Origin of the sequence: Aquamicrobium ahrensii, assembly GCF_040545755.1 — a bacterium.
In the GTDB taxonomy this organism is placed as follows: domain Bacteria; phylum Pseudomonadota; class Alphaproteobacteria; order Rhizobiales; family Rhizobiaceae; genus Mesorhizobium; species Mesorhizobium ahrensii.
In genome coordinates this window covers 22,791-44,376 of the sequence record NZ_JBEPMN010000008.1, presented here as the reverse complement: position 1 = coordinate 44,376, position 21,586 = coordinate 22,791, and the positions used below count along the sequence as shown (strand labels likewise).

At 61.9% G+C, this 21,586-nt stretch carries 21 protein-coding genes; 11 read left to right on the top strand and 10 right to left on the bottom strand.

What is annotated here, in order from left to right; all coding sequences use genetic code 11:
• Nucleotides 1-172: 172 nt before the first annotated feature.
• On the bottom strand, nt 173-3,307 hold the full coding sequence (locus tag ABID44_RS11635) for a P-loop NTPase (protein ID WP_354151877.1): 3,135 nt from the start codon (nt 3,305-3,307) through the stop codon (nt 173-175).
• A gap of 496 nt (nt 3,308-3,803) precedes the next feature.
• Between ABID44_RS11635 and trbB the strand changes: the two genes are divergently transcribed.
• From trbB to ABID44_RS11580, 11 genes are read left to right on the top strand one after another with little or no spacing between them, the layout of a single operon-like run.
• Nucleotides 3,804-4,802 carry a P-type conjugative transfer ATPase TrbB gene (gene trbB, locus ABID44_RS11630; protein WP_354151876.1) on the top strand — a complete coding sequence of 333 codons (999 nt, stop codon included), beginning with the start codon at nt 3,804-3,806 and terminating at the stop codon, nt 4,800-4,802.
• Entirely contained in the window at nt 4,799-5,128 is a 330-nt protein-coding gene (locus tag ABID44_RS11625) for a TrbC/VirB2 family type IV secretion system protein (RefSeq protein WP_009452106.1), read from the top strand. The genes trbB and ABID44_RS11625 overlap by 4 nt, the downstream gene beginning before the upstream one ends.
• The gene (locus tag ABID44_RS11620) at nt 5,128-5,409 is read left to right on the top strand and encodes a VirB3 family type IV secretion system protein (protein ID WP_354151875.1); all 282 of its coding nucleotides are present in this window, start codon (nt 5,128-5,130) and stop codon (nt 5,407-5,409) included. Before ABID44_RS11625 ends, ABID44_RS11620 begins: the two co-directional genes overlap by 1 nt.
• Nucleotides 5,410-5,419: 10 nt before the next feature.
• Nucleotides 5,420-7,945 carry a conjugal transfer protein TrbE gene (gene trbE, locus ABID44_RS11615; RefSeq protein ID WP_354151874.1) on the top strand — a complete coding sequence of 842 codons (2,526 nt, stop codon included), beginning with the start codon at nt 5,420-5,422 and terminating at the stop codon, nt 7,943-7,945.
• On the top strand, nt 7,942-8,718 hold the full coding sequence (gene trbJ, locus ABID44_RS11610; protein WP_354151873.1) for a P-type conjugative transfer protein TrbJ: 777 nt from the start codon (nt 7,942-7,944) through the stop codon (nt 8,716-8,718). The genes trbE and trbJ overlap by 4 nt, the downstream gene beginning before the upstream one ends.
• 20 nt (nt 8,719-8,738) lie before the next feature.
• The gene (gene trbK-alt, locus ABID44_RS11605) at nt 8,739-9,026 is read left to right on the top strand and encodes a putative entry exclusion protein TrbK-alt (protein WP_354151872.1); all 288 of its coding nucleotides are present in this window, start codon (nt 8,739-8,741) and stop codon (nt 9,024-9,026) included.
• Between the two features lie 3 nt (nt 9,027-9,029).
• On the top strand, nt 9,030-10,388 hold the full coding sequence (gene trbL, locus ABID44_RS11600) for a P-type conjugative transfer protein TrbL (RefSeq protein WP_354151871.1): 1,359 nt from the start codon (nt 9,030-9,032) through the stop codon (nt 10,386-10,388).
• A complete protein-coding gene (gene trbF / locus ABID44_RS11595; protein ID WP_354151870.1) occupies nt 10,385-11,074 on the top strand; it encodes a conjugal transfer protein TrbF in 690 nt (229 codons plus the stop codon). The genes trbL and trbF overlap by 4 nt, the downstream gene beginning before the upstream one ends.
• Entirely contained in the window at nt 11,071-12,093 is a 1,023-nt protein-coding gene (gene trbG / locus ABID44_RS11590) for a P-type conjugative transfer protein TrbG (RefSeq protein WP_354151869.1), read from the top strand. Before trbF ends, trbG begins: the two co-directional genes overlap by 4 nt.
• Nucleotides 12,090-13,265, top strand: coding sequence for a TraB/TrbI/VirB10 family type IV secretion system protein (locus ABID44_RS11585; protein ID WP_378226824.1), 1,176 nt, complete (start codon nt 12,090-12,092; stop codon nt 13,263-13,265). Before trbG ends, ABID44_RS11585 begins: the two co-directional genes overlap by 4 nt.
• Entirely contained in the window at nt 13,265-13,534 is a 270-nt protein-coding gene (locus tag ABID44_RS11580) for a DUF2274 domain-containing protein (RefSeq protein ID WP_240578801.1), read from the top strand. Before ABID44_RS11585 ends, ABID44_RS11580 begins: the two co-directional genes overlap by 1 nt.
• Here the strand turns inward: ABID44_RS11580 and ABID44_RS11575 are convergent.
• From ABID44_RS11575 to ABID44_RS11535, 9 genes are all read right to left on the bottom strand, one after another.
• Complete coding sequence (locus tag ABID44_RS11575) at nt 13,528-14,460, bottom strand: LysR family transcriptional regulator (protein ID WP_354151868.1); 933 nt, start codon at nt 14,458-14,460, stop codon at nt 13,528-13,530. The two genes, ABID44_RS11580 and ABID44_RS11575, sit on opposite strands and share 7 nt — an antisense overlap.
• A gap of 203 nt (nt 14,461-14,663) precedes the next feature.
• Nucleotides 14,664-15,596: an alpha/beta hydrolase gene (locus ABID44_RS11570; protein ID WP_354151867.1), complete on the bottom strand. Its 933-nt coding sequence runs from the start codon at nt 15,594-15,596 to the stop codon at nt 14,664-14,666.
• A gap of 100 nt (nt 15,597-15,696) precedes the next feature.
• On the bottom strand, nt 15,697-16,194 hold the full coding sequence (locus ABID44_RS11565) for a hypothetical protein (protein WP_354151866.1): 498 nt from the start codon (nt 16,192-16,194) through the stop codon (nt 15,697-15,699).
• A 39-nt stretch (nt 16,195-16,233) separates the two neighbouring features.
• Nucleotides 16,234-16,632, bottom strand: a complete 399-nt coding sequence (locus ABID44_RS11560; protein ID WP_354151865.1) for a hypothetical protein — start codon at nt 16,630-16,632, stop codon at nt 16,234-16,236.
• 45 nt (nt 16,633-16,677) lie between these two features.
• Nucleotides 16,678-18,027, bottom strand: coding sequence for a TolC family outer membrane protein (locus ABID44_RS11555; protein ID WP_354151990.1), 1,350 nt, complete (start codon nt 18,025-18,027; stop codon nt 16,678-16,680).
• A 94-nt stretch (nt 18,028-18,121) separates the two neighbouring features.
• Nucleotides 18,122-18,832, bottom strand: coding sequence for an ABC transporter ATP-binding protein (locus ABID44_RS11550; protein ID WP_240578807.1), 711 nt, complete (start codon nt 18,830-18,832; stop codon nt 18,122-18,124).
• 1 nt (nt 18,833) lies between these two features.
• Nucleotides 18,834-20,036 carry an ABC transporter permease gene (locus ABID44_RS11545; protein ID WP_240578808.1) on the bottom strand — a complete coding sequence of 401 codons (1,203 nt, stop codon included), beginning with the start codon at nt 20,034-20,036 and terminating at the stop codon, nt 18,834-18,836.
• Nucleotides 20,033-21,226 carry an efflux RND transporter periplasmic adaptor subunit gene (locus ABID44_RS11540; protein WP_378226825.1) on the bottom strand — a complete coding sequence of 398 codons (1,194 nt, stop codon included), beginning with the start codon at nt 21,224-21,226 and terminating at the stop codon, nt 20,033-20,035. The genes ABID44_RS11545 and ABID44_RS11540 overlap by 4 nt, the downstream gene beginning before the upstream one ends.
• The gene (locus tag ABID44_RS11535; RefSeq protein ID WP_354151864.1) at nt 21,223-21,576 is read right to left on the bottom strand and encodes a TetR family transcriptional regulator C-terminal domain-containing protein; all 354 of its coding nucleotides are present in this window, start codon (nt 21,574-21,576) and stop codon (nt 21,223-21,225) included. Before ABID44_RS11535 ends, ABID44_RS11540 begins: the two co-directional genes overlap by 4 nt.
• Nucleotides 21,577-21,586: the final 10 nt, after the last annotated feature.

Here is a 21,586-nt window from a genome sequence, read left to right as displayed (position 1 = left end):
TCTTGGTGCCGTGCGTTTGCAACCAGAGAACCTGCTAGCCAGGAGTCCGCTTTCAGTGAAAGGGAAGTTTTCGAAAGCTGACATGGGGTAAGTAGAGCGATTAGTTATAGATCGGTATGATTTAAGAGAATATTCGTTATAGCGTCGCCGCAAGCGCGGGCCACGAATTCACTCAGAGAATTGACACGGAAACCGCTACTGGTCCCTTTCGGTTGAACCGGACTTGGAAACGCACATTAGCGCCTATGGTCAAGTCCTCGAATTCCCCGTGAGCAATATTCGACTTATGAGAAAAAATCTCCCTTGGATATGCACCTAGACGGAGAAAAAACATGTGACCCGATATTGACTGAACATATCCCGACTGCTCCGGGATTCGTTTCGTGAACAGGTTTTCTCTGTTGGCAATCTGGCGGAATGACTGAGGCGCGTTGGAGTCGATTTCGTCGAACAGAGCAGCAGCTTTCGTCGTTTCTCCGCGAACGAACAGGAATTGAGCCAGGTCGAACCGCGCTTCATAGTTTCCGTCGCCGGTGGAATACGCCCGGCGCAGGTGGGTCTCGACTTGATTGTCGTCGACGACACCTTCTGAGAGGTAATGTCTCGCCAACTCTGAATGCACACCCTTGTCATCAGGATTGCTGGCCAAGGCGTCTGTCAACACCTTCAGCGCGTCGTCCGGGTTTTTGCGCGTGCGATAGATGCGGGCTACCCGTATTGCTGCCCCGGAGCCCTTCGGATTCAGCCTGAGCGCTTTCTCCAATGCGCGGAGCGCGCGGTCCTCTTGGTCGATCACCTCGCGGAACCGTGCCTCGACCTGAACGATGTCGGCATCGTCGGGAAACTGTTGGGTCGCAAGACGAATGCGATTTTCGGCTTCCTTTACTTTCTCGGCGAAGAACATCGCCTCATGTTCAGGCGCATCGTTGCTCAGTTCGCGATTAAGTTCTGAAAGTTCGTCAACCAGCAACTTACATCGGCTGGAAACCGCAAATCGGCTATTGGATGACAACGAATTCAGGCGTTCGCGGGCGCGCCGTCGAAGCTGTTCCTTCAATAGAGTCGAATCGACCTTTGTGGCGCGTATGCGGTCGATCTCAGCCTGGGTGTGGATCACGGCCGTGTTCTTTGGCTCGATGTCGTGGGCTTGGTTCGCACGCCGTTCGGCTTCGTCGAGCGATCCGCGGGCGTGATGAAGCTCAAACAGCGCCCATTGTTGATAGAGAAACGCCTGATTCGGAGCTACGGCGATTGCGGCCTCGTAGATACGTCGGCCGGGCTGCGGTTCAGCGAATGTATCAGCGAGCGCCCGGCCCTTGGTGATTTGTTCTAGGGCGCGGGCATCTGATGAGTAGCCGAAATCCAAACCGGAAATCAGCCGCGCAAACTGATCGGCCTTTTCGTCATCTGTTGGACAGGCTTGACGAAAGACGAGCCGCGCGACCCGGGCGTGGCGGGTGCGGTAGCTATAGTCGCCAGAATATCTATCCGTCTCGGCGCGGACTATATTCTTGAGAGGGGAGAAGAATTTTTCCTGGTAATCAGCAAAAGTGATCCCTGAAATGCGCGATATCGTGCCAGCTCGTGCACTCACGGCGTACTGATGCATAGTCGCGATATCAAGATACAACTGCCTGGCCTGCTCGGGGCTGACACGCTGATGCTCCAGCCGAAGCACCTCCTCGAAGGGCTTGCCCTGCGTCAGTTGGTGAAGGGCGACCAGCAGTTGCCTTTCCGCGACCGACTCGAACTGCCGTATGCGTTCATCGCGGGTTTCGCTCGCAAGAAGTCCGAGGCAGTCATGCTTTTCCAGAAGGTCGAGGAGTCCGTTGATTTCCTTGCGAGAGAGATAGCGGACTTTCAGTTCCGGTCCCGGGAACTCGTTTTCGAGCACCCCGCAATAGGTATGCCAGTCAGCGTCCCGCTCGGCTCCGACGACGACTAACGGCAGCTTCGCCCCGCGTGCCGCCCTTAGAAGCGTCAGCAGGGGATCTACATGCAGGCCGACATCATCCACGAACAGGTAGATCGTTCGGCCCGTCAGTTCGTGCAGCTCAACGAAAGCATCCGGGCGCAATGCGCCGTCGGCGTTGAACCAGAGAACGAGGGCGTCGGAAGCCGTAGCAGCCTCATACGCGGACCGTTTGAGCGCGATGGTCTTTCCCGATCCGGCCGGTCCCTTTGCGATGATCACTACCGGACCACCAGGAGCCTCATTCTCCAAGATGGCTTTGAATAGAATATCCTCCTCGACCTGGCGGCGCACATCGAGCCTGTCGATGATCGCGCCCCAGCCGGTATCGTACCCCGAATAGAATTGCTCCGCGCTTTGAGGCTCGAACGGCATTTCTGCGTGGACGAAAGTAAGATCCTCGCGCAACGAGCGGTTGGTGTTGTCGGACTCGAGGGTCTGCGTCTTGTAGAAGCGCCTGATCGGAAATTCCGTCACGTCTGCAGATTGGCTCAGCCGACGAAAGAGCGGCGGTACGGCTTCATCGAGAGCCGCCATGAAGTCTCCGAAATAGGCCTTGATCAACTCAACATTCTTCGTCGCCCAGAACGCGATGTCCTCGTCTTCGGCATTGGGCGTTACCAGGTACCATCTTGGTCGACGGTCGGGGCCGAGACTGTAAATGAGTTCCCGAATGTGAGCGTCATCGAGCCGATAACCGACGAAGATGAACGTGTGCTCGAAAGCCATGTCGTTTAGGCGAAGGAATAGCCGCGTACGATTCTTCGAGTATGTCGAATAAACCTCTCTCGAAAGCACCGGCGGAATATCGGCATCGTGGATATGATTGAGGCAGCCATGGAGCTTGAGGTAAGGAACAGGATTGGGAAATTCCCGCAGGCGGTCGTCAATGGGTTCATCATCTTTGACGAATGGCACCGGTTGCTGAACTTTGTTCGTAGCGTCCCTGTAAGCGTCTTCAACGATCGTATCGTAGTTCGTAGTGGCGATTGCCCGCCAACTGAAGGTGGGAATAAGCTTGTGAGGTGCCTGCGGCGCGAATCCATTAAATGCCTTGCGAACTTCCTCATATACCTGAGGTCCAGAACCGGTAGTCGCGATGGCCATCTCGGCTACACCCATAACGTCGCGATTGGGCATCGCTTTCCCAAAGAAGCGGTCAGCTAGTATGTCACGGAGCTGATTTGCGTCGGGCGGCATCTTCCCCTCCGCGTTCTTGGCCTCTTTCGATGCACCTGCGCCAAGAAAGAGAACGCATCTCTGTGCCTTGACAGCTTCAATTAGTGGGATCGACAGGACAATCTTTTCTGGTTTCGCAGCCACATTGCCCCCCAATGACGATCTCCGAATCGGATCAAAGAACTTTCTATAATATTAGTGCCGACTCCACACGCTTATGCACTTCCGCACTGAGCCAATTGAGGCGCCAAACGATACTCACTTGTCTCTGAGTGGGCCAGGCATTCGAGCTATGGAAGGAGAGCGGGCTTGGTCGTGACGTTGCGACAGGCAGAACGTCCGCTCTAGCGAAATGCCTCCCTAATAGCTGACCGACCGGAAACACCCGAAGCGGCTGTTGATACGCACCAACTTTCGTCTGGTCTTGCCACGGTCGCCATCGCCTACTGAAATGCTACGGACACCGCGCTCCCAACGTAGCTGATTCGCGTTCGGGCGCTCGCCCGCTTGGGAACAATTCCGCCGTTCTCCTGTATTACAGCGCTGCACTACTACTACGACCGAAACTTGTTGAATCGGTGCGTTTTGCCGTTCTTTTAGTCATCCCAATCCGGGGACCGCCTTCGCCCTCATCCCCGGGAACGGGGACGAGATGGCTGGCCAAAATCGCAAACAGGCAACGATGGAACGCGGCGCGCGCATGCTCCGCACCGCGCTCGGGCCTGCCATCTCGGACCTGCTGCACGATCCCTCCATCATCGAGGTGATGCTGAACCCCGATGGGCGCATCTGGGTGGATCGCCTCGCCGGCGGGTTGGAAGACACCGGCGAAAAGCTGACCCCGGAAGACGGCGAGCGCATCATTCGTCTTGTTGCCCATCACGTCGGAGCCGAAGTGCATGCCCGCTCCCCGCGCGTCTCGGCCGAGCTGCCTGAGAGCGGCGAGCGGTTCGAGGGCCTGCTTCCTCCCGTTGTCACGTCGCCGACCTTCGCCATCCGCAAGCCGGCGGTCGCGGTGTTCACCCTCGACGATTATGTCGCCGCCGGGATCATGGCCGAGGCCCAGGCCGCTGCGCTACGCGAGGCCGTCGCATCCCGCGCCAATATTTTGGTGGCGGGCGGCACCTCCACTGGCAAGACCACGCTCACCAATGCGCTGTTGGCCGAAGTCGCCAAGACGCAGGACCGCGTGATCATCATCGAGGACACGCGCGAGCTGCAATGCGCAGCGCCGAACCTCGTCGCCATGAGGACGAAGGACGGCGTGGCGACGCTCTCGGATCTCGTGCGCTCCTCGCTGCGCCTGCGCCCCGACCGCATCCCGATCGGCGAGGTCCGCGGCGCCGAGGCGCTCGACCTCCTGAAAGCCTGGGGAACCGGCCATCCCGGCGGCGTCGGCACGATCCATGCCGGCTCGGCCATCGGCGCGCTGCGCCGTCTCGAGCAGCTCATCCAGGAGGCCGTGGTCACGGTCCCGCGCGCGATGATCGCCGAGACCATCGACCTCGTTGCCGTCCTCTCCGGCCGCGGCTCCGCGCGCCGGCTTGCCGACCTCGCCCGCGTCGAGGGCCTCGGCGCCGACGGCGACTACCGGCTCGCCCCCGCCCTTCCCGACCCCATCCCTACCGACCAAACAGGAGTCCCCGCATGATCCGTCGCGCCTTCCGCGTTCGCCGCCACATCGCAACCGCCGCCGCCTTCACCTGGGTCGCGCTGCTGACCTCGCCTGCCTTGGCCTCCGGCTCCTCCATGCCCTGGGAGGCCCCACTTCAGTCGATCCTCGAATCCATCGAGGGGCCGGTGGCGAAAATCGTGGCCGTCATCATCATTATCGTCACCGGCCTGACGCTCGCCTTTGGCGATACCGGCGGCGGCTTCCGGCGCCTGATTCAGATCGTCTTCGGCATCTCGATCGCCTTCGCGGCCAGCTCCTTCTTCCTGTCCTTCTTCTCGTTCGGCGGCGGGGCGGTGATCTGATGGCGGCCGTCCTCGAACAACTCGATGCCGTGCCGGGGTTCACCGCCCCGGTTCATCGCGCGCTGAGCGAACCCATCCTGCTCGGCGGCGCGCCGCGCTCGGTGGCGATCCTCAACGGCACGCTCGCCGGGGCCGTGGGCCTCGGCCTCCAGCTCTGGCTCGCCGGCATCCTGATCTGGGCGATCGGCCATCTTGCGGCCGTCTGGGCGGCGAAGCGCGATCCCCTCTTCGTGGAGGTCGCACGCCGGCACCTGCGTGTGCCTGGCCACCTCTCGGTGTGAGGCGCACGCGATGATGAACCTCGCAGAATATCGCCGTACCGCATCGCGCCTCGCCGACTACCTGCCCTGGGTGGCCCTGGTGGGGCAGGGCGTCGTGCTGAACAAGGATGGCAGCTTCCAGCGCAGCGCGAAGTTTCGAGGGCCGGATCTTGACTCCGCCGTTGCGGCTGAATTGGTCGGCGTTGCCGCCCGCCTCAACAATTCCTTCCGCCGTCTCGGCTCCGGCTGGTGCCTCTTCGTCGAGGCGCAGCGGTCCGAGGCCGGCACCTATCCGAACGACGTCTTTCCCGATCCGGCCTCGGCGCTGGTCGATGCCGAGCGCAAGGCAGACTTCGAGGAGGAAGGCAGCCACTTCGTCTCGGAATACTACCTGACTTTCCTATGGCTGCCGCCGGCAGAGGACGCTGCCCGCGCCGAAAGCTGGCTCTACGAAGGCCGCGAGACCTCCGGCGTCAATCCCTGGGAGCTGGTGCGCGGCTTCGTGGACCGCACCGACCGCGTGCTGGCGCTACTTGACGGCTTCATGCCCGAGTGCTGGTGGCTCACCGACACTGAGACGCTGACCTATCTCCATTCGACCGTCTCGACCAAACGGCACCGCGTCCGCGTGCCGGAAACCCCGATCTATCTCGACGCGCTGCTCGCCGACGAGGCGCTCACCGGCGGGCTCGAACCGCGCCTTGGCTCCGCGCACTTGCGCATCCTCACCATCACCGGATTCCCGAGCGTCACGACGCCCGGCCTGCTGGACGATCTCAACCGGCTCGCCTTCCAATATCGCTGGTCCACCCGCGCGATCCTGATGGACAAGACCGACGCGACCAGGCTGCTCACGAAAATCCGCCGCCAGTGGTTTGCGAAGCGCAAGAGCATCGCCGCCATTCTGAAAGAGGTGATGACGAACGAGCAATCGGCGCTCGTCGACACCGATGCCGCAAACAAGGCGCTCGACGCCGACATGGCCCTACAGGAACTCGGCGCGGACGTGGCCGGCATCGCCTATGTCACCGCGACCGTCACGGTCTGGGACGAGGATGCCCGCCGCGCCGACGAGAAGCTGCGGCTGGTCGAGAAGGTCGTTCAGTCCCGCGATTTCAGCGTCATGGTCGAGACGGTCAACGCCGTCGACGCCTGGCTCGGCTCGCTGCCCGGCCATGCCTACGCCAATGTGCGTCAGCCTCCGATTTCGACGCTCAACCTTGCCCACACGGTCCCTTCGTCCGCCGTGTGGGCGGGGCCGGAAAGGGACGATCACTTCGGCGCACCCCCGCTGCTCTATGGCAGGACCGAAGGATCGACCCCTTTCCGGCTTTCACTTCACGTCGGAGATGTCGGCCACACGCTCATGGTCGGCCCGACCGGCGCCGGCAAGAGCGTGCTGCTTGCGCTCATGGCGCTGCAATTCCGCCGCTATGCGGGATCTCAAATCTTCGCGTTCGATTTCGGGGGTTCCATCAGGGCCGCCACTTTGGCGATGGGCGGCGACTGGCACGACCTCGGCGGCCGGCTGACCGAGAGCGCCGACGGCTCGGTCTCGCTTCAGCCGCTCGCCCGCATCGAGCAGACGCAGGATCGCGCCTGGGCGGCGGACTGGATCGTGGCAATCCTCCAGCGCGAAGGCGTCACGATCACGCCGGAGGCGAAGGAGCATATCTGGACCGCGCTATCCTCGCTCGCGTCGGCCCCGATCGAGGAGCGCACCATCACCGGCCTGTCGGTGCTGCTCCAGTCCAACGACCTCAAGCTCGCCATCCAGCCCTATTGCGTCGGCGGTCCCTATGGGCGGCTGCTCGACGCGGAGGCTGAAAACCTCGGCGATGCTTCCGTCGTGGCCTTCGAGACCGAGGGGCTGCTCGACACCGGGGCCGCGCCCGCGGTCCTCGCCTATCTGTTCCACCGGATCGCCGACCGCCTCGACGGCCGCCCGACGATGATCGTCATCGACGAGGGCTGGCTGGCGCTCGGCGATCCGGCCTTTTCCAAGCAACTGGCCGAGTGGCTGGTCACGCTCAGGAAGAAGAACGCCAGCGTCGTCTTCGCCACGCAATCGCTCGCCCAGCTCGAAAAGAGCACGATCGCGCCGGCGATCATCGAAAGCTGCCCGACCCGGCTGCTCCTGCCCAACGACCGCGCCGTCGAGCCGCAGATCACCGCGATCTACAGGCGGTTCGGCCTGAACGACCGGCAGATCGAGATCCTGGCCCGCGCCATCCCGAAGCGCGACTACTACTGCCAGAGCCGGCGCGGGAACCGGCTGTTCGAGCTGGGCCTGTCCGAAGTCGGCCTGGCGCTCTGTGCGGCGTCCTCCAAGTCCGACCAGGCATTGATCGCCGACATCCTGGCCGAACATGGCCGCGACGGCTTCCTCGCCGCGTGGCTCAAGGCGCGCGGCGTCGAATGGGCGGCCGACCTCATTCCCAACCTCACCAACTTCGCCGTCGCGCCCGACCGGCAGACGCCCGCGCCGCAGGAGCCGGCGCCGGTCCTCGACCTCACCGAAGCCCTCGAACTCGACCCACAGGAGATCATGCCATGACCCGACACCACTTCCCCCGTATCGCGGGCGCGTCCCTGCTTGCGCTCACGCTCGCAGCGCCGCTGGCGCTTTCGCCGGTCTTCACCACCCCCGCCCACGCGCTCTTCGGCTTCGGCCGGATCGTTTACGACCCGACCAACCACGCCGAGAACCTTCTGACGGCGGCACGCACCCTTGAGCAGATTAATAACCAGATCACCTCGCTTCAGAACGAGGCGCAGATGCTCATCAACCAGGCGAAGAACCTCGCGAACCTGCCCTACAGTTCTCTTCAGGCGCTCCAACAGAATGTGCAGCGCACCCAGCAGCTTCTTGCCCAGGCGCAGAATATCGCCTTCGACGTGCAGTCGATCGACACCATGTTCCAGCAGGACTACGGCAATCTCTCCCTCAACGCCACCGACCAGCAGCTGATCGCGGACGCGCGCGGCCGATGGGAAAATACCGTGGGCGGCTTGCAGGACGCGATGCGTGTCCAGGCCGGCGTCGTCGGCAATATCGACACGAACCGCGCCGAGATGTCCGCGCTCGTCGGCGAGAGCCAGGGCGCAACCGGCGCGCTTCAAGCCACCCAGGCCGGCAACCAGCTCCTCGCCCTGCAAAGCCAGCAGCTCTCCGATCTGATCGCCGTGATCTCGGCCAATGGCCGGGCGGACGCCCTGTCGGAAGCCGAGCGCGCCACGGCCGCCGAGCAGGGCCGCATCCAGCGCGAACGGTTCCTGAGGCCCGGCTCCGGGTATCAGCCGGGCAGCGCGCGCATGTTCAACAACTGACGGGCCGGAAGGGGGACATCATGTACGGCAAGGTGCTGGCCCGGATCGCGGCCATCATATTCGTCGCCGTCGCCATCACGGCGACGATCATCGAAATGACCCGCGAGGAAACAACCGGGCCAGCGCCGGCCGTTCCGGTGCTCCAGCCCGCGGCCGATCCGCTGCGGCTGGAGCAGCGGCGGTGTCAGGAGTTGGGCGAAGCCGCCGCCAATGACGCCTCGTGCCTGCGCGTGTGGGCCGAGACCCGCGATCGCTTCCTCGGCCGCTCGCCCGCACCGGAAGCTCCCGCCCCGAACGAAGGGCGGTGAGCCATGGGCGGCACCGGCGTCATAGATAATTTCCTCGGCATCTTCACCAGCTACATCGACAGCGGATTCGGCCTGCTCGGCGGCGAGGTGGCCTTCATCGCCACCACGCTAATCATCATCGACGTGACCCTTGCCGCCCTGTTCTGGGCGTGGGGTGCCGACGACGACATCATCGCCCGCCTCGTCAAGAAGACGCTGTTTGTCGGCGTGTTCGCCTACATCATTTCCAACTGGAACAATCTCGCCCGCATCGTCTTCGAGAGCTTCGCCGGCCTTGGCCTCATGGCGTCCGGCACCGGCTTTTCGACGGCCGATCTCCTGCGCCCCGGCCGCGTCGCGCAGACCGGCCTCGATGCCGGCCGGCCGCTGCTCGAATCCATCTCCGATCTCATGGGCTGGATCGCGGTCTTCGAGAACCTCGTCCAGATCCTTTGCCTATTCTTCGCCTGGGCGCTTGTGATCCTCGCCTTCTTCATCCTGGCCGTCCAATTGTTCGTCACTTTGATTGAATTCAAGCTGACCACCCTGGCCGGCTTCGTCCTCATTCCCTTCGGCCTCTGGGGCAAGTCCGCCTTCATGGCCGAGCGCGTCCTGGGCAATGTTGTCTCATCTGGCATCAAGGTGTTGGTCCTCGCCGTCATCATCGGCATCGGCTCGACATTGTTCGGCCAGTTCACGGCCGGCTTCGGCGGCGCGACCCCGACGATCGACGACGCGATGGCCATCGTCCTCGCCGCCCTTTCCCTCCTCGGCCTTGGCATATTCGGCCCCGGCATCGCGACCGGCCTGGTCTCGGGCGGGCCGCAGCTCAGCGCCGGCGCTGCCGTCGGCACCGGCCTCGCGGTCGGCGGCGCCGCGATCGCGGCCGGCGGCGCGACCATGCTGGCAGCGCGAGGCGGTGCCGCCGCGCTTTCCGGCGGTGCTGCCCTGGCGCGCGGCAGCGCATCGGCCGCTGGAGCAGCCTCAACCGCATACACCCTCGCTTCCATGGGCGAATCCGGCGTGTCGGGCGTCGCGGCCGGTCTCGGCGGTGTCGCTCGCGCCAGTGGCGCCGCCGCGGTCTCGCCGCTGAAGCGCGCCGTCTCCCGCGCGGCCGACAGCCTCAAGTCCAGCCACACCGGAGGCGTCAAGGGCGGCTTCGAGACGACCGGCGGCACATCCACCATGGGGACGGTCGGCGGGGGAGCCTCTCCGGCCCCGGCAAGCGCACTCGCTGCCGACGGCCCGCCCGCCTGGGCGCAGCGTATGCGCCGCAGCCAGGCCCTCAGCCACGGCGTCTCGGCCGCCGCCCATGCCGTCCGATCCGGTGACAGCCACGGCGGCGGAGCCTCCATCAGCCTTTCCGAAAGCGACCGCACATGAACATCTTCAAACGACCGACCACCCACTACGGCAAAACGCCGGAACCCGTCACGCCCTACCAGAAGGCTGCCCAGGTCTGGGACGAGCGCATCGGCTCGGCCCGCGTTCAGGCCCGCAACTGGCGCACCATGGCTTTCGGCTGCCTGATCCTGTCGGCCGGCTTCGCCTCGGCGCTGGTCTGGCAGTCCGCCCGCGGCACCGTCGTTCCCTGGGTGGTCGAGATCGACCGCCACGGCGAGGCCCGCGCCGTCGAGTCTGCCGTCGCCGACTATCGGCCGACCGACCCGCAGCTGGCCTGGCACCTCGCCCGCTTCATCGAGCAGGTCCGCGGCCTGCCCTCCGATCCGATTGTCCTGCGTCAGAACTGGCTCCGCGCCTATGAATTCACCACGGATCGGGGCGCGGTGGCGCTCAACGAATATGCCCGCTCCAACGATCCCTTCACCCGCGTCGGCCGTCAGCAGGTTTCCGTCGAAGTCTCCAGCGTGATCCGGGCATCGCCCGACTCGTTCCGCATCGCCTGGTCCGAACAGCACTACGAGAACGGCCAGCTCTCCCGCACCGAACGCTGGACCGCGATCCTCACCATCGTCCTTCAGCAGCCGCGCACCGCCGAGCGCCTGCGGGCCAACCCTCTAGGAATCTATGTGAACGCGATCTCCTGGTCGCGGGAGATGTCTCAATGATCCGCAATCCTCACAAAGCCGGACCCACGGCCTTCCGTAAACCCGTGTTGGCGGCTTTGCTGGCCACCACCATGCTCGTCGGTTGCGCCAGCAACCGGACGCCGCAGTTCAGCTACGATGCCGACGTGCCGGCGCTTCCCGTCGTCAGGACCGCCGTGACCGACGGCACGCCCCGGCCGCTGCACACCCCGCCCGGCTGGACCGTCTCGCGCGGCGGCGCGGCCGCCACCACCCCGGAGGGCCGTGTCGGCAACGCCAATGCGGCCGCGCGTGTCGAGCCGCGCCGGGAAGGCTACTACAACGCGATCCAGATCTATCCCTGGTCTGAAGGCGCGCTGTTTCAGGTCTATGCCGCCGTGGGGCAGATCACCACGATCGCGCTCGAACCCGGCGAAAGCCTGACCGGCGCGGGGCCGGTCGCGGCAGGCGACACGACGCGCTGGATAATCGGCGATACCGAAAGCGGCTCGGGAACCACCCGCCGCGTTCATGTGCTGGTCAAGCCGACCCGCGCCGGCATCGCCACCAATCTCGTCATCACCACGGATAGGCGCACCTATCTGATCGAGCTACGCGCCCGCGACGAAACGTGGATGCCGGCCGTCGCCTGGGCTTATCCCGCGCCGCCGGCGTCGCAGCGCGTGACCGCGCCGGCCGCGCCGATCATCCCCGCCGAATCCGCGCGGAACTACCGCTACGGACTTTTCGGCGACAACCCGCCCTGGAAGCCGTTGACCGCCTTCGACGACGGCCGCCGCGTCTACATCGTGTTCCCGCGCGGGATCGTGCAAGGCGAGATGCCGCCCCTATTCGTCATCGGTTCGGGCGGGGAAACCGAGATCGTCAACAGCCGCATTTATCAGAACGTGCTCATCGTGGATCGCCTCTTCGGCGCGGCCGAACTGCGGCTGGGCTCCAGCAACAAGCAGCAGACCGTCCGGATCGTCCGTGTCCAGCCGGGCCAGACGGCGGCCGCGGTCTCCGAACAAAACACCGCCAAGGGAGGAGCGCCGTCATGAGCCAGAATGGCGACCGGAAAGAGGAAGGGGTGGAGCCAGCAGGGGCGGCCGATGACACGGACGGCTCGATGCGGCTGCGCGCCGAGGCGCCGCGCGTGACGCGCATCTCGCGCAAGGTCTTGATGGGCGCGGGCATGGTGGTCGGCATCGGCATCGGCGGCGCGCTGATCTACGCGCTTCAGGGCGTCGATCGCGGCGGCCAGCCCGAAGAACTGATCTCCACCGACCGCCGCCAGACCGCTGACGGCTTGCAGGGTCTGCCCGGCAGCTATGGCGACGTGCCGGTCCTCGGTCCGCCGCTGCCAGGCGATCTCGGTGGGCCGGTGCTCAAGGCGCGCGAGGAAGGTCAGCCGATCCCGGCGACCCCCATGCCTGTCCCAGCCGCCGATCCCGAAGAACAGCGCCGGCTCGCCGAGCTTGAAGCCGCTCGAACCAGCGAGTTGTTTTTCCAGATCAGGGCGGGCCAGACCGCTGCCTCGCCCTCGATCCCCTCCGTTCCCGGCCTCACCGGGCTGGCGGGCGCTGCGACGCAGGATCGCCACCTTGCCTTCCTCAACGCCGAGGTCGACCGCCGCACCGTCGCCCCGGATCGCGTCATGGCGCCGGCCTCGCCCTTCGTCCTCCAGGCTGGCGCGGTGATCCCGGCGGCGCTGATCACCGGCATCCGTTCGGATTTGCCGGGACAGATCACCGCCCAGGTGACGCAGCATGTCTATGATAGCCCGACCGGCGCGCTCCTGCTCATCCCGCAGGGAAGCCGGCTCATCGGCGAATACGATGCTGGCGTGACCTTCGGGCAAAGGCGCGTGCTCCTCGTGTGGAACCGCCTCATTCTCCCCAATGGGCGCTCGATCGTTCTCGAGCGCCAGCGCGGCGCCGACGTCTCAGGCTATGCCGGTCTCGAAGACGGCGTTGACTACCATTGGTGGGATCTGATGAAGGCAGCGGGCCTGTCGACGCTGCTCGCCGTCGGCGCCGAGCTTGCGACCAGCGACGAGGACCGCCTAGTCCGTGCCATCCGCGACGGCGCGCAGGACACCGTGAACCAGGCCGGTCAGCTGATCGTGCAGCGCCAGTTGCAGGTCGCGCCGACCCTGACGATCCGGCCCGGATTTCCCGTCAGGGTCATCGTGGCCCGCGATCTGGTCCTCGAACCCTATGGAGCGCATTGATGGCCAACCTCAAGCTCGGCCCGCTGCCCAGGCTCGGCATCGTGCGAATGACGGTCCCGATGCCGGAACCGCTGAAGGAAGAACTCGACCTCTACGCCGCCGAATACGGCCGCCAGTATGGCGAGGTCGATTCCGCCACGCTGATCCCGCACATGCTGGAAGCCTTCCTGCGATCCGACCGCGGTTGGCGCAGCCGCAAGGCCAGACTCGCCGGCAGGACCACGACGGCCGGGGCCATCAAGCCGAACGCGCCCTCGACCGATCATTGATCGCGGTGATTGAGCCGCCGAGACGCAAGCTCTCGCGCAAAACTCAGGAAGCGGCGTAGCGCCGGATTGTCGCTTGAAGGCAACCATACGGCGCTGAACGGCACGATGTCTTCATGCGCCGTCAGTGGACGCAGCGCGAGATCGGGATACGTCATATTGGTCCAGCCCTCCGAAACCAGCGTGATTCCTTCACCGATAGCGACCATGTGCATCAACGTCTCCGCATTCACTGGCCGGTAGGACACTTCCGGATAGGCGCTATAGTCAGCGACGCGCCTCACAATATAGTTATGCACTTCCGGCCCCGGCTCCATGGTCGAGACGATGAAGTATTCATCGCGCAGTTGAGGCCAATCCAGCACATCACTGCTCGCCAGTGGATGGTGAACGGCCATTGCGACATGCACGCGCTCGCGCCAGAACTCCTCGACATCGCAGCCCGCAAGCGGCGCGTTGCCAGTAAAGAAGGCGATGTCGAGCTGGCGCGAACGGATCGCGCGCAGATGATTGCGACGACCGCCATCCACAATGCCGAGATGTACGCCTGGATAGCATTGCCGATAGGCCGCGATCAGTTCGCGCAGGAAGCCGCCGCCGAGTGTGGTGATGATGCCGACCCTAACCATGCCCTCCTCGGCTCGGCCGGCCGCGCCAGCGCGCTGCAGAATCACTTCTGCCATTTGAAGGACCGGAATAATCTCATCAAGGAATTTGCATCCGGCATTGGTGAGCCGGACGCCCGACGTCGTGCGCTCGAATAGGGAAATGCCGAGGTCGTTCTCGAAGTCGCGCACACGGCGGCTGACGCTGGACACCTTCATGCCAAGCGCCCTAGCCGCACCTGAAAAGCTCATCTGCTCGGCTGCCGCCAGCACATAGCGCAGCGCCCGCATGTCGAAAGGGAGCCCCTGCGCCGGCCAGCGCACCGGGCGCTCCCACAGTGGTAGGGATGATCTTTCCGATCCAGACCGGTGCTTCTCGCTACTTATTCGCTCTGACAGTTCGCGTTCGTTTGTCACAGTGGCGGGGCACCTCCGGCGAGTTCAAGTACAATTCGAAAGAAAATTTCTATAAAAGATGATTAATTCGATTTATCATCGAATAATATACTATATATTTATTTTCACAGCTATGTAGAATATATATCTCTAATAAACTTTATTTTATCATTATTGATTGCTGATATAAGATTTATTAGAATTGAGAATCTATTATGCTTTGTCTTGTCAGGAGATCCATAATTAGACAGATCAACGATCTCAATTTTCTTGCTAGTCAGCAATTCCTGGATGTCTACGCTCTCCTTATCGATAGACCCTAGCCGTGTGCGAGAGCCACCGATGCGACCCGAGATTGCAAGTGCGCGATCATCTGTGGAACTGAGCACGATCATCGGACGGGCCAATGGCCCAATCGTATCAACCTGCCGCTTGAAAAGATCGACGTCGATATCCGGAGCGGCCAGAACCACCTGGTCTATTCGCTGAAGGACGTCTTCTTGTCCTGAAATCTTGAGCTGCCGAAGCGCCTCGACAACCAGCCAGGCACCCATGCTGTGCCCAAACAGCGTGACACGGCTTTTTGTCCGACGCTTCTTGAGATCCTGAAGTAGTTGCACCAGATCATCGCGCGCATAGGTAGCGGCATCCTTGTCCGCAACGTATCCTGTGACCGATCCTTCCGATGGCCAACTGAAAAGGATCGGCATTTCCGATAATTTTCCGTCCGACGCAACTTTTGCAGCCTGAAACAATGATTCCTGAAAACTATAATTGTACCCATGAACATAGATAAGTATATCTTTGTTTGCATTGATATCTTTGAAGGTAATATCCTGGCGTCCCAGGACGGTGTATTTTTTCAGGGGATCCGTCTGCATTTGCGACCGAGCCTCGCCTGGGTTTTTATGGCTGGCCGGCACGGCGACTGTGAAGCGTTCAAACTGCAATTGCGATGATCTTGCAGCAGTGTATCCAATACCGGCGGGATCTCGTTGGCGATCGGTCGCCGTAATGACTGTAATCGCCTGATATGGCTTCGAAGGCTCCGGCCTGACGATCAAAGTTTCGGTCCCGGGCCGTGATGCGCAGGCCGACAGTCCAACGGCTACGGCGAGCCCAATCGTCCACCGCAACGCTGCGGTCGTGGCGAACTTAAAGAGACTATTCATCAGCAGTCTGATTGTCGTTGGCCTGGCGAATATCAGGCTGGTCATTATGACTGGAACGACCGGACGACAGACCATTGCGTTCCGTTTGCGGCGCTGCTCGTGAGCGGCTTCCAACGATGGAAACGGCGCTGACGCTCCACCAGAACGCCGCTCGCAGACTCATGGCAACGACAGTTCGCACCTCATAGGCATTGCCCGCCAGTATCCAGGCGCCAAGACCAGCAAAGACGACACTGGTTACTAACGCAATGGCCGCAGCAAATGCGGGCGACCATGGGCGGAGCAGGATCAATCCTGCTCCGGTAACAATATATGCGAAGCCCGCGGCAAAGTTAAAATACAATACAAACGGTACGATCTTTGCTGCGGGCTCTGCGATCTCATGCAATACAAAAAGCGCACTTCCCCCGGAAATAAGCGTTACGATCCCGAACAGGATTGCTATCCCGCCAAGCACTTTGATGGCTGGCTTTGACACCCAGACCGACATCCTGATTTCTCCTCCCGATCTCATCTCAAAAAGGTGCGATTATCGCTCCAGTTTGAAGGCCTGTTTGTCGCCGTTCATGCCGAGATAGCCATTTCCGGTTCGGACCAGTTTCACGCATCGTTCGGGAAGCAGCGCTCCTGGCTTGAGGCACAACCCGTCTGCGGTCGGTTTCCATTTCGGGGACAAATCCATGGGTCCGCCGGTCATCTTGCCGGTGCCGTTCTGGAAAAGCACGAGGGTTCCGACGCGGCCATTCTCCATGGTAATTTTCCATGGACGTCCATCTGTGACCTTGTGGATCGCAGACCCATCGTCCGCCTTGCCCGGAGACGGCGTCGCGGAAACTATCGCGGCGGAGGCGAACGCAACTAATGACAGCGACAACAAGAACTTTATCTCTTGCCTGTCTCCACGCCGATTTCTTTCTGGCTTCTCCATTCATCTGCTCCTGAGGTTTGAATCGGGATAGGGGCTTGGTGTGCGCTACCGATCAGGAGCGCGCAGGCCGTACCATTTGTCCTTGACGGCGTTGTAATGGTCTTTGGGCTCGTATCTGGTCACATTCAGGCCGAGCCGCTCTATCGAGAGTCGACCCATCGCTTGCAGGATTGCATAGCTCGCCAGCACAAGGTCGCGTTCAGCACCGGCAATATCGATCCTGGCATTGATGACATCGGCTTGCGCATTGAGAACATCCAGGGTGGTGCGCTGGCCGACATTGCGCTCTTCAATAACACCAGCCAGTGCCAATTGCGCGGCATCGACCAAGGCGCGATTGGCGATCACACCTTCCTTGGCCGCAGCATAGGAAGTCCAGGCGGCAGTTATGGCCTGGCGCACCTGGTCGCGGCTGACATCGACCTCAATTCGCGCCTGCCCAAGAGATTCCTTCGATTTCCGTACTTGTGCCGTAGCCCGGCCGCCTTGATAGATCGGGATCGAGAGGGTAACGCCGATATTGGCCGAGTTTGAGTAGCCGTCCGAATAGTTTAGGTCGGTCGGCGACGTATTGAGATAGCTACGCAAAACGCCGGCTGAGGCCGTGACCGACGGCAACAGCGTACCCTCTGCCGACTTCACGCTAGAGGCAGCTGCATCGACCAGATGACTGGTGGCAAGGATAGCCGGATGTTCCTTGGTGGCGATGGCGACAGCTGCGTCCAGATTGGGCGGCAACAGCTTTGACAGAGGTGAAGCTGCTTTCAATGCCCCCGGTTCTTCACCGATCACCTGGCGATAGGCGGCGGCGCTGGCGCGAGATTGAGCACGTGCGGCGCTGAGTTGTCCTTCGGCGCCTGAGCGCGCAGCATCAGCCTGCGCCACATCAGTCCCGGTAGCTTCACCAACTTCCTTCCGGGCGCGTGCTGAGCGAGCCTGTTCTTTCAGGAATTCCAGATTTTGCTGCGTGAGCGCCATGACCTGTCGGTCATGGATCACATTCATGTAGGCTTGAGCCCCACTGAAAAGGATATTTTCCTCCGTGTTGCGCAAGCTTTCCACCGAAGCGCGAACACGCGCTTCGGCCGCCGCAACGTTGCTCCTGGTCTGGAAGCCGTCAAACAGGGTCTGGTTGATCTGCACGCCAAAGCTACCAGAAGTGAGACGGGTGGAATCGTTGCTGCGCCGGATTTCAGTGTAGTCGATGCTGCTCGTTCCGGTGATCGTGGGGCGGTAGCCAGACTTTGCTATGGCGACATCTTCGTCAGTAACCCTGACGCCGGCGCGTGCCGAGTTGAGCTGGGAGTTGTTGCGATAAGCCTTGGAAAGCGCGCCGGTGATCGTCTCCGCGGAAGCCCCTGCTGGCGATAGTATCGCGGCGGCAGCCATGAGCATGACAAAACTCGTCTTGCGAAAAGATGAAGCGCTGGCTTTGCGAGTCCTCGTTGCTGATAAGGAGAGATGTCGGCAATGGTGTTTGGTCGTCTGGTCAGTCAAAGCCACGTCCCTCTCCTGCTTCTTCATGGGTCACGCCATCCCGGATGTGGTAAATGCGCTTGAAGGTGGGGATGATCTTCTCATCGTGCGTGACGACGATAATGGCAGTTCCAAATTTGACGGCCATATCGTTGAGGATACGGATCACGGCAAGTGCACGCACGCTGTCAAGGGGCGCGGTCGGCTCGTCGGCAAGGATGACCGGCGGCCTGTTAACCAGCCCGCGCGCGATCGCGACCCGCTGCTGTTCTCCGCCGGAAAGCTGCGAGGGCATGGCCGCGGCGCGATGCTCGACGTCGAGGGCCTTCAGGAGATCGCGTGCCCGTCGCCGGGAATCATTATTGGGAACACCCGCCAGCATCGGCAGCAACGCGACGTTGTCGGTCACGTCCAGAAACGGGATGAGATACGGCGCCTGGAAGACGAAGCCGATCTTGTCGCGCCTCAACGCACGAAGATCACGGATCTTCCATCCATCGTCATAGATCGCCTCGTCGCCGAGGGTCATACGGCCGCCGGTTGGGTCGATGACGGCGCCCAAGGCTTTGAGCAGGGTGCTCTTGCCGGAGCCAGAGGGGCCAACGAGGCCGACCACTTCGCCGGGGGCGACCTGCATATTGACATCTTTCAGCGCATCGACCGCGGTGTCGCCACTGCCATACCGTTTCCTGATACCTTCGATGAGGATTCCGCTGCTACTCATCTTAACCACCAATCGCCACGGCGGGATCGATCTTGAGCGCCATACGAATGGCGACGACGCTGGCGAGCGCGCAGATGATGATCACGGCGACGAGTCCGATCATCGTGTCTTCGGACAGAAGCAAAACAAACTTCGGGAACAGAGGTGCGGCAAAGGTTGCCGTGATCTTGCCGACCACGAAGCCGATCAGGCCGAGCACGATGGCCTGCTGCAGGATCATGGATGCGATGGTGCGATTGCGAGTGCCGATCAGTTTCAGCACGGCGATCTCGCGGATCTTGTCCATGGTGAGCGTGTAGATAATGAAGGCAACGATAGCGGCACTGACGATCGCCAGGATGGCGAGGAACATGCCGATCTGCTTGGCCGAAGTGGCAATCAGCTTGCCAATCAGGATTTCTTCCATCTGCGGGCGCGTATAGACCGTCAGCCTCTTCCATCTTGCGATATCGGTCGCAATCTTTCCGGGGTCGTAACCAGGTTTGATTCGCACCAGAACGGCATTCACATAAGGGTTGCTGTTTTGCGAAGCGATCACGGCTTCCAGCAAGCCTGGCACCCCGGGCCGGTTGAACTCGGGGTTCTCGCTGGTGCGCCGGCGCTGGCGGACAATGGAATCGTTATCCTTGACGAATTGTGCTTCCTGGGCATCCTTCAGCGGAATGAAAACCATCGGGTCGCCACTTGACGATACTGCTCGTCGGGTAAGGCCGACGACTTTGTAATGGTTGCGCCGGATGACGATGGTGTCTCCGAGCGCAAAGCCGGTCGCGGCATCCGCAACGGCTTCATAGTGACCGCGCGTGATCTGACGCCCGGCGACAAGAAACGGCGGCCAGCCGGGAGTTGTAATATTTCCCGGCGCAATACCGACCACCATCGCCCGAACGTCGGTGTTTCCTTTTCGGACCTGCATCGTCAGATAGGTGACGTTGGCAACCCGTTCGACGCCTGGGGTCGTCAGGATCATCCGATAAATGTCGTCGTTGATGCTCGAGGATTCGGCGTAGGGGCCGAGTGTATTCTGCTGGACGACCCACATATCGGCACCGCTGTTATCGAGCAGCACCTTGCCGTCGTCGACCATGCCCCGATAGACGCCCGCCATGGTGAAGGTGACACCGATCAGCAGGCCAAGGCCGATTCCGGTGAAGACGAACTTGCCCCATGAATGCAGTATGTCGCGACCCGCAAGGCTGATCATTTGAGAAGCTCCGCGGATTTGTCCGTGATGTGAATGCGGCTCGTGCTCGTCAGCCGCGAGGCGCTGTGAACGACGATCTCATCACCGACCAGCAGGCCGTCCATCACCTGAACATCTCCGTCCAGATCGGAAGCTCCGACCCGGACGGGAACAAAGTGAACCTTGCCGTTCTCAATTTTCCAGACACCGGCTTTGCCATCGACGGCTTGAACGGCGGCGTTCGGGATCACAGGCAACGCGGGAAGCTCAGGCAGGACAATTGTTACTTCGGCCAGTTCTCCGATTGGCGGCAACGGTTCGGGCAAGGTTTCGAACTCTACCTTGGCCAGATTTTCTTCCGTAACTACGTCGGCGAGCACCTCCACGCGCGTTACTTTTCCAGGAATACTCGCCCCGCTATGAGACCGTAACGCGATCTGAGCCGGAAGGTCTCTACGCAGGCCGGTTGCTGCGATCTGATCGAACCGGGCATTGACCCACAGGTTCTTCGGGTCGATCATTTCGATAACTGCCTGACCGGCGACCATGGTCGTTCCGGGCTCCGCATTGCGGGCAGCAATCACGCCATCAACCGGTGCGCACAGGACCAGGTTTTCCCGTTGCTTGATCAACCCGTCACGGTCAGCGCGATTGCGCTGCAGATCCTGCTGTGCAGCAACGAGGTTCGATTGGGCGGCCGAGAAAGCGGCGAGCGCTACCTGACTGTCCTGCCGTTTTGTCTCGACAGCGACCTCACTGACGGTACGGCTCTTCCAAAGTGCATCGTAGCGCCTCTCCTGCGTATCGGCGTAATCCTTGCGTACCGAAGCATCTTCTACTTGCGCTTCGGCTGCCTTTATCGATGCCTCGGCGCGGCGGATGGCGGCATCGAGAGCGGCGATGCGCTCGTCGAGATCCACCGGGTCCATTTCCGCCAGGACCTGCCCGGCTCGAACCTTCTCCCCCACATCGACGTGGATCTGACCGATGCGGCCAGCGATGATGGGGCCGATCTTGTAGGAAAAGCGAGCTTCAACCGTGCCGATACCAAAGAGCGCAGGCGAAATTGCCCGAGTTTCGGCGGTTGCAGTCATGACGGCGACCGGCGCCAGCGGCCCCGATCGCAGGACGACATAACCGAACGTAGCGGCGATCGGGATTGAGACTGCCAGGAGCATCAGTGTGCGACGCTGCATAGAGGGAAGTTTCACCGGGTAGTCTCCACACAGGCACGATACGAGGCGAACGCTGCAGGCGCTGCCTCACGGATTTCATCAAGCTCATCTCTGATCAGCGCCCTGAACACCAAATGCTGGATCGTCGCAATAAACAGGTGGGCGGCGGTTTCCCTGTCCAGGGTGGCTCGGATTTCACCGCACTGCTGGGCTTCTGCTATCACACTGGAAAGTCGCTGCTCGTACCGTTGGATGAATGTCGCCATCATCAGCTTCAACGGAGACTTCGTCGTTCGCCCCAGCGCGTTGAGCAACAGCCGCGGGATATTCGGATGGTTCGCAACAAAATTGACGTCGGCCGCGAACATGGCTTCCAGAGATTGCATGGGAGATACG

Bases quoted from the DNA above. Each gene is read 5' to 3' on its own strand.
- trbE (WP_354151874.1), top strand. From the start codon at position 5,420: ATGATGAACCTCGCAGAATATCGCCGTACCGCATCGCGCCTCGCCGAC.
- ABID44_RS11535 (WP_354151864.1), bottom strand. From the start codon at position 21,576: ATGCAATCTCTGGAAGCCATGTTCGCGGCCGACGTCAATTTTGTTGCG.
- trbL (WP_354151871.1), top strand. From the start codon at position 9,030: ATGGGCGGCACCGGCGTCATAGATAATTTCCTCGGCATCTTCACCAGC.
- ABID44_RS11585 (WP_378226824.1), top strand. From the start codon at position 12,090: ATGAGCCAGAATGGCGACCGGAAAGAGGAAGGGGTGGAGCCAGCAGGG.
- ABID44_RS11555 (WP_354151990.1), bottom strand. From the start codon at position 18,027: ATGCTCATGGCTGCCGCCGCGATACTATCGCCAGCAGGGGCTTCCGCG.
- trbJ (WP_354151873.1), top strand. From the start codon at position 7,942: ATGACCCGACACCACTTCCCCCGTATCGCGGGCGCGTCCCTGCTTGCG.
- ABID44_RS11560 (WP_354151865.1), bottom strand. From the start codon at position 16,632: ATGGAGAAGCCAGAAAGAAATCGGCGTGGAGACAGGCAAGAGATAAAG.
- ABID44_RS11620 (WP_354151875.1), top strand. From the start codon at position 5,128: ATGGCGGCCGTCCTCGAACAACTCGATGCCGTGCCGGGGTTCACCGCC.
- ABID44_RS11565 (WP_354151866.1), bottom strand. From the start codon at position 16,194: ATGTCGGTCTGGGTGTCAAAGCCAGCCATCAAAGTGCTTGGCGGGATA.
- ABID44_RS11550 (WP_240578807.1), bottom strand. From the start codon at position 18,832: ATGAGTAGCAGCGGAATCCTCATCGAAGGTATCAGGAAACGGTATGGC.
- ABID44_RS11580 (WP_240578801.1), top strand. From the start codon at position 13,265: ATGGCCAACCTCAAGCTCGGCCCGCTGCCCAGGCTCGGCATCGTGCGA.
- ABID44_RS11545 (WP_240578808.1), bottom strand. From the start codon at position 20,036: ATGATCAGCCTTGCGGGTCGCGACATACTGCATTCATGGGGCAAGTTC.
- trbF (WP_354151870.1), top strand. From the start codon at position 10,385: ATGAACATCTTCAAACGACCGACCACCCACTACGGCAAAACGCCGGAA.
- ABID44_RS11625 (WP_009452106.1), top strand. From the start codon at position 4,799: ATGATCCGTCGCGCCTTCCGCGTTCGCCGCCACATCGCAACCGCCGCC.
- trbK-alt (WP_354151872.1), top strand. From the start codon at position 8,739: ATGTACGGCAAGGTGCTGGCCCGGATCGCGGCCATCATATTCGTCGCC.
- trbB (WP_354151876.1), top strand. From the start codon at position 3,804: ATGGCTGGCCAAAATCGCAAACAGGCAACGATGGAACGCGGCGCGCGC.
- trbG (WP_354151869.1), top strand. From the start codon at position 11,071: ATGATCCGCAATCCTCACAAAGCCGGACCCACGGCCTTCCGTAAACCC.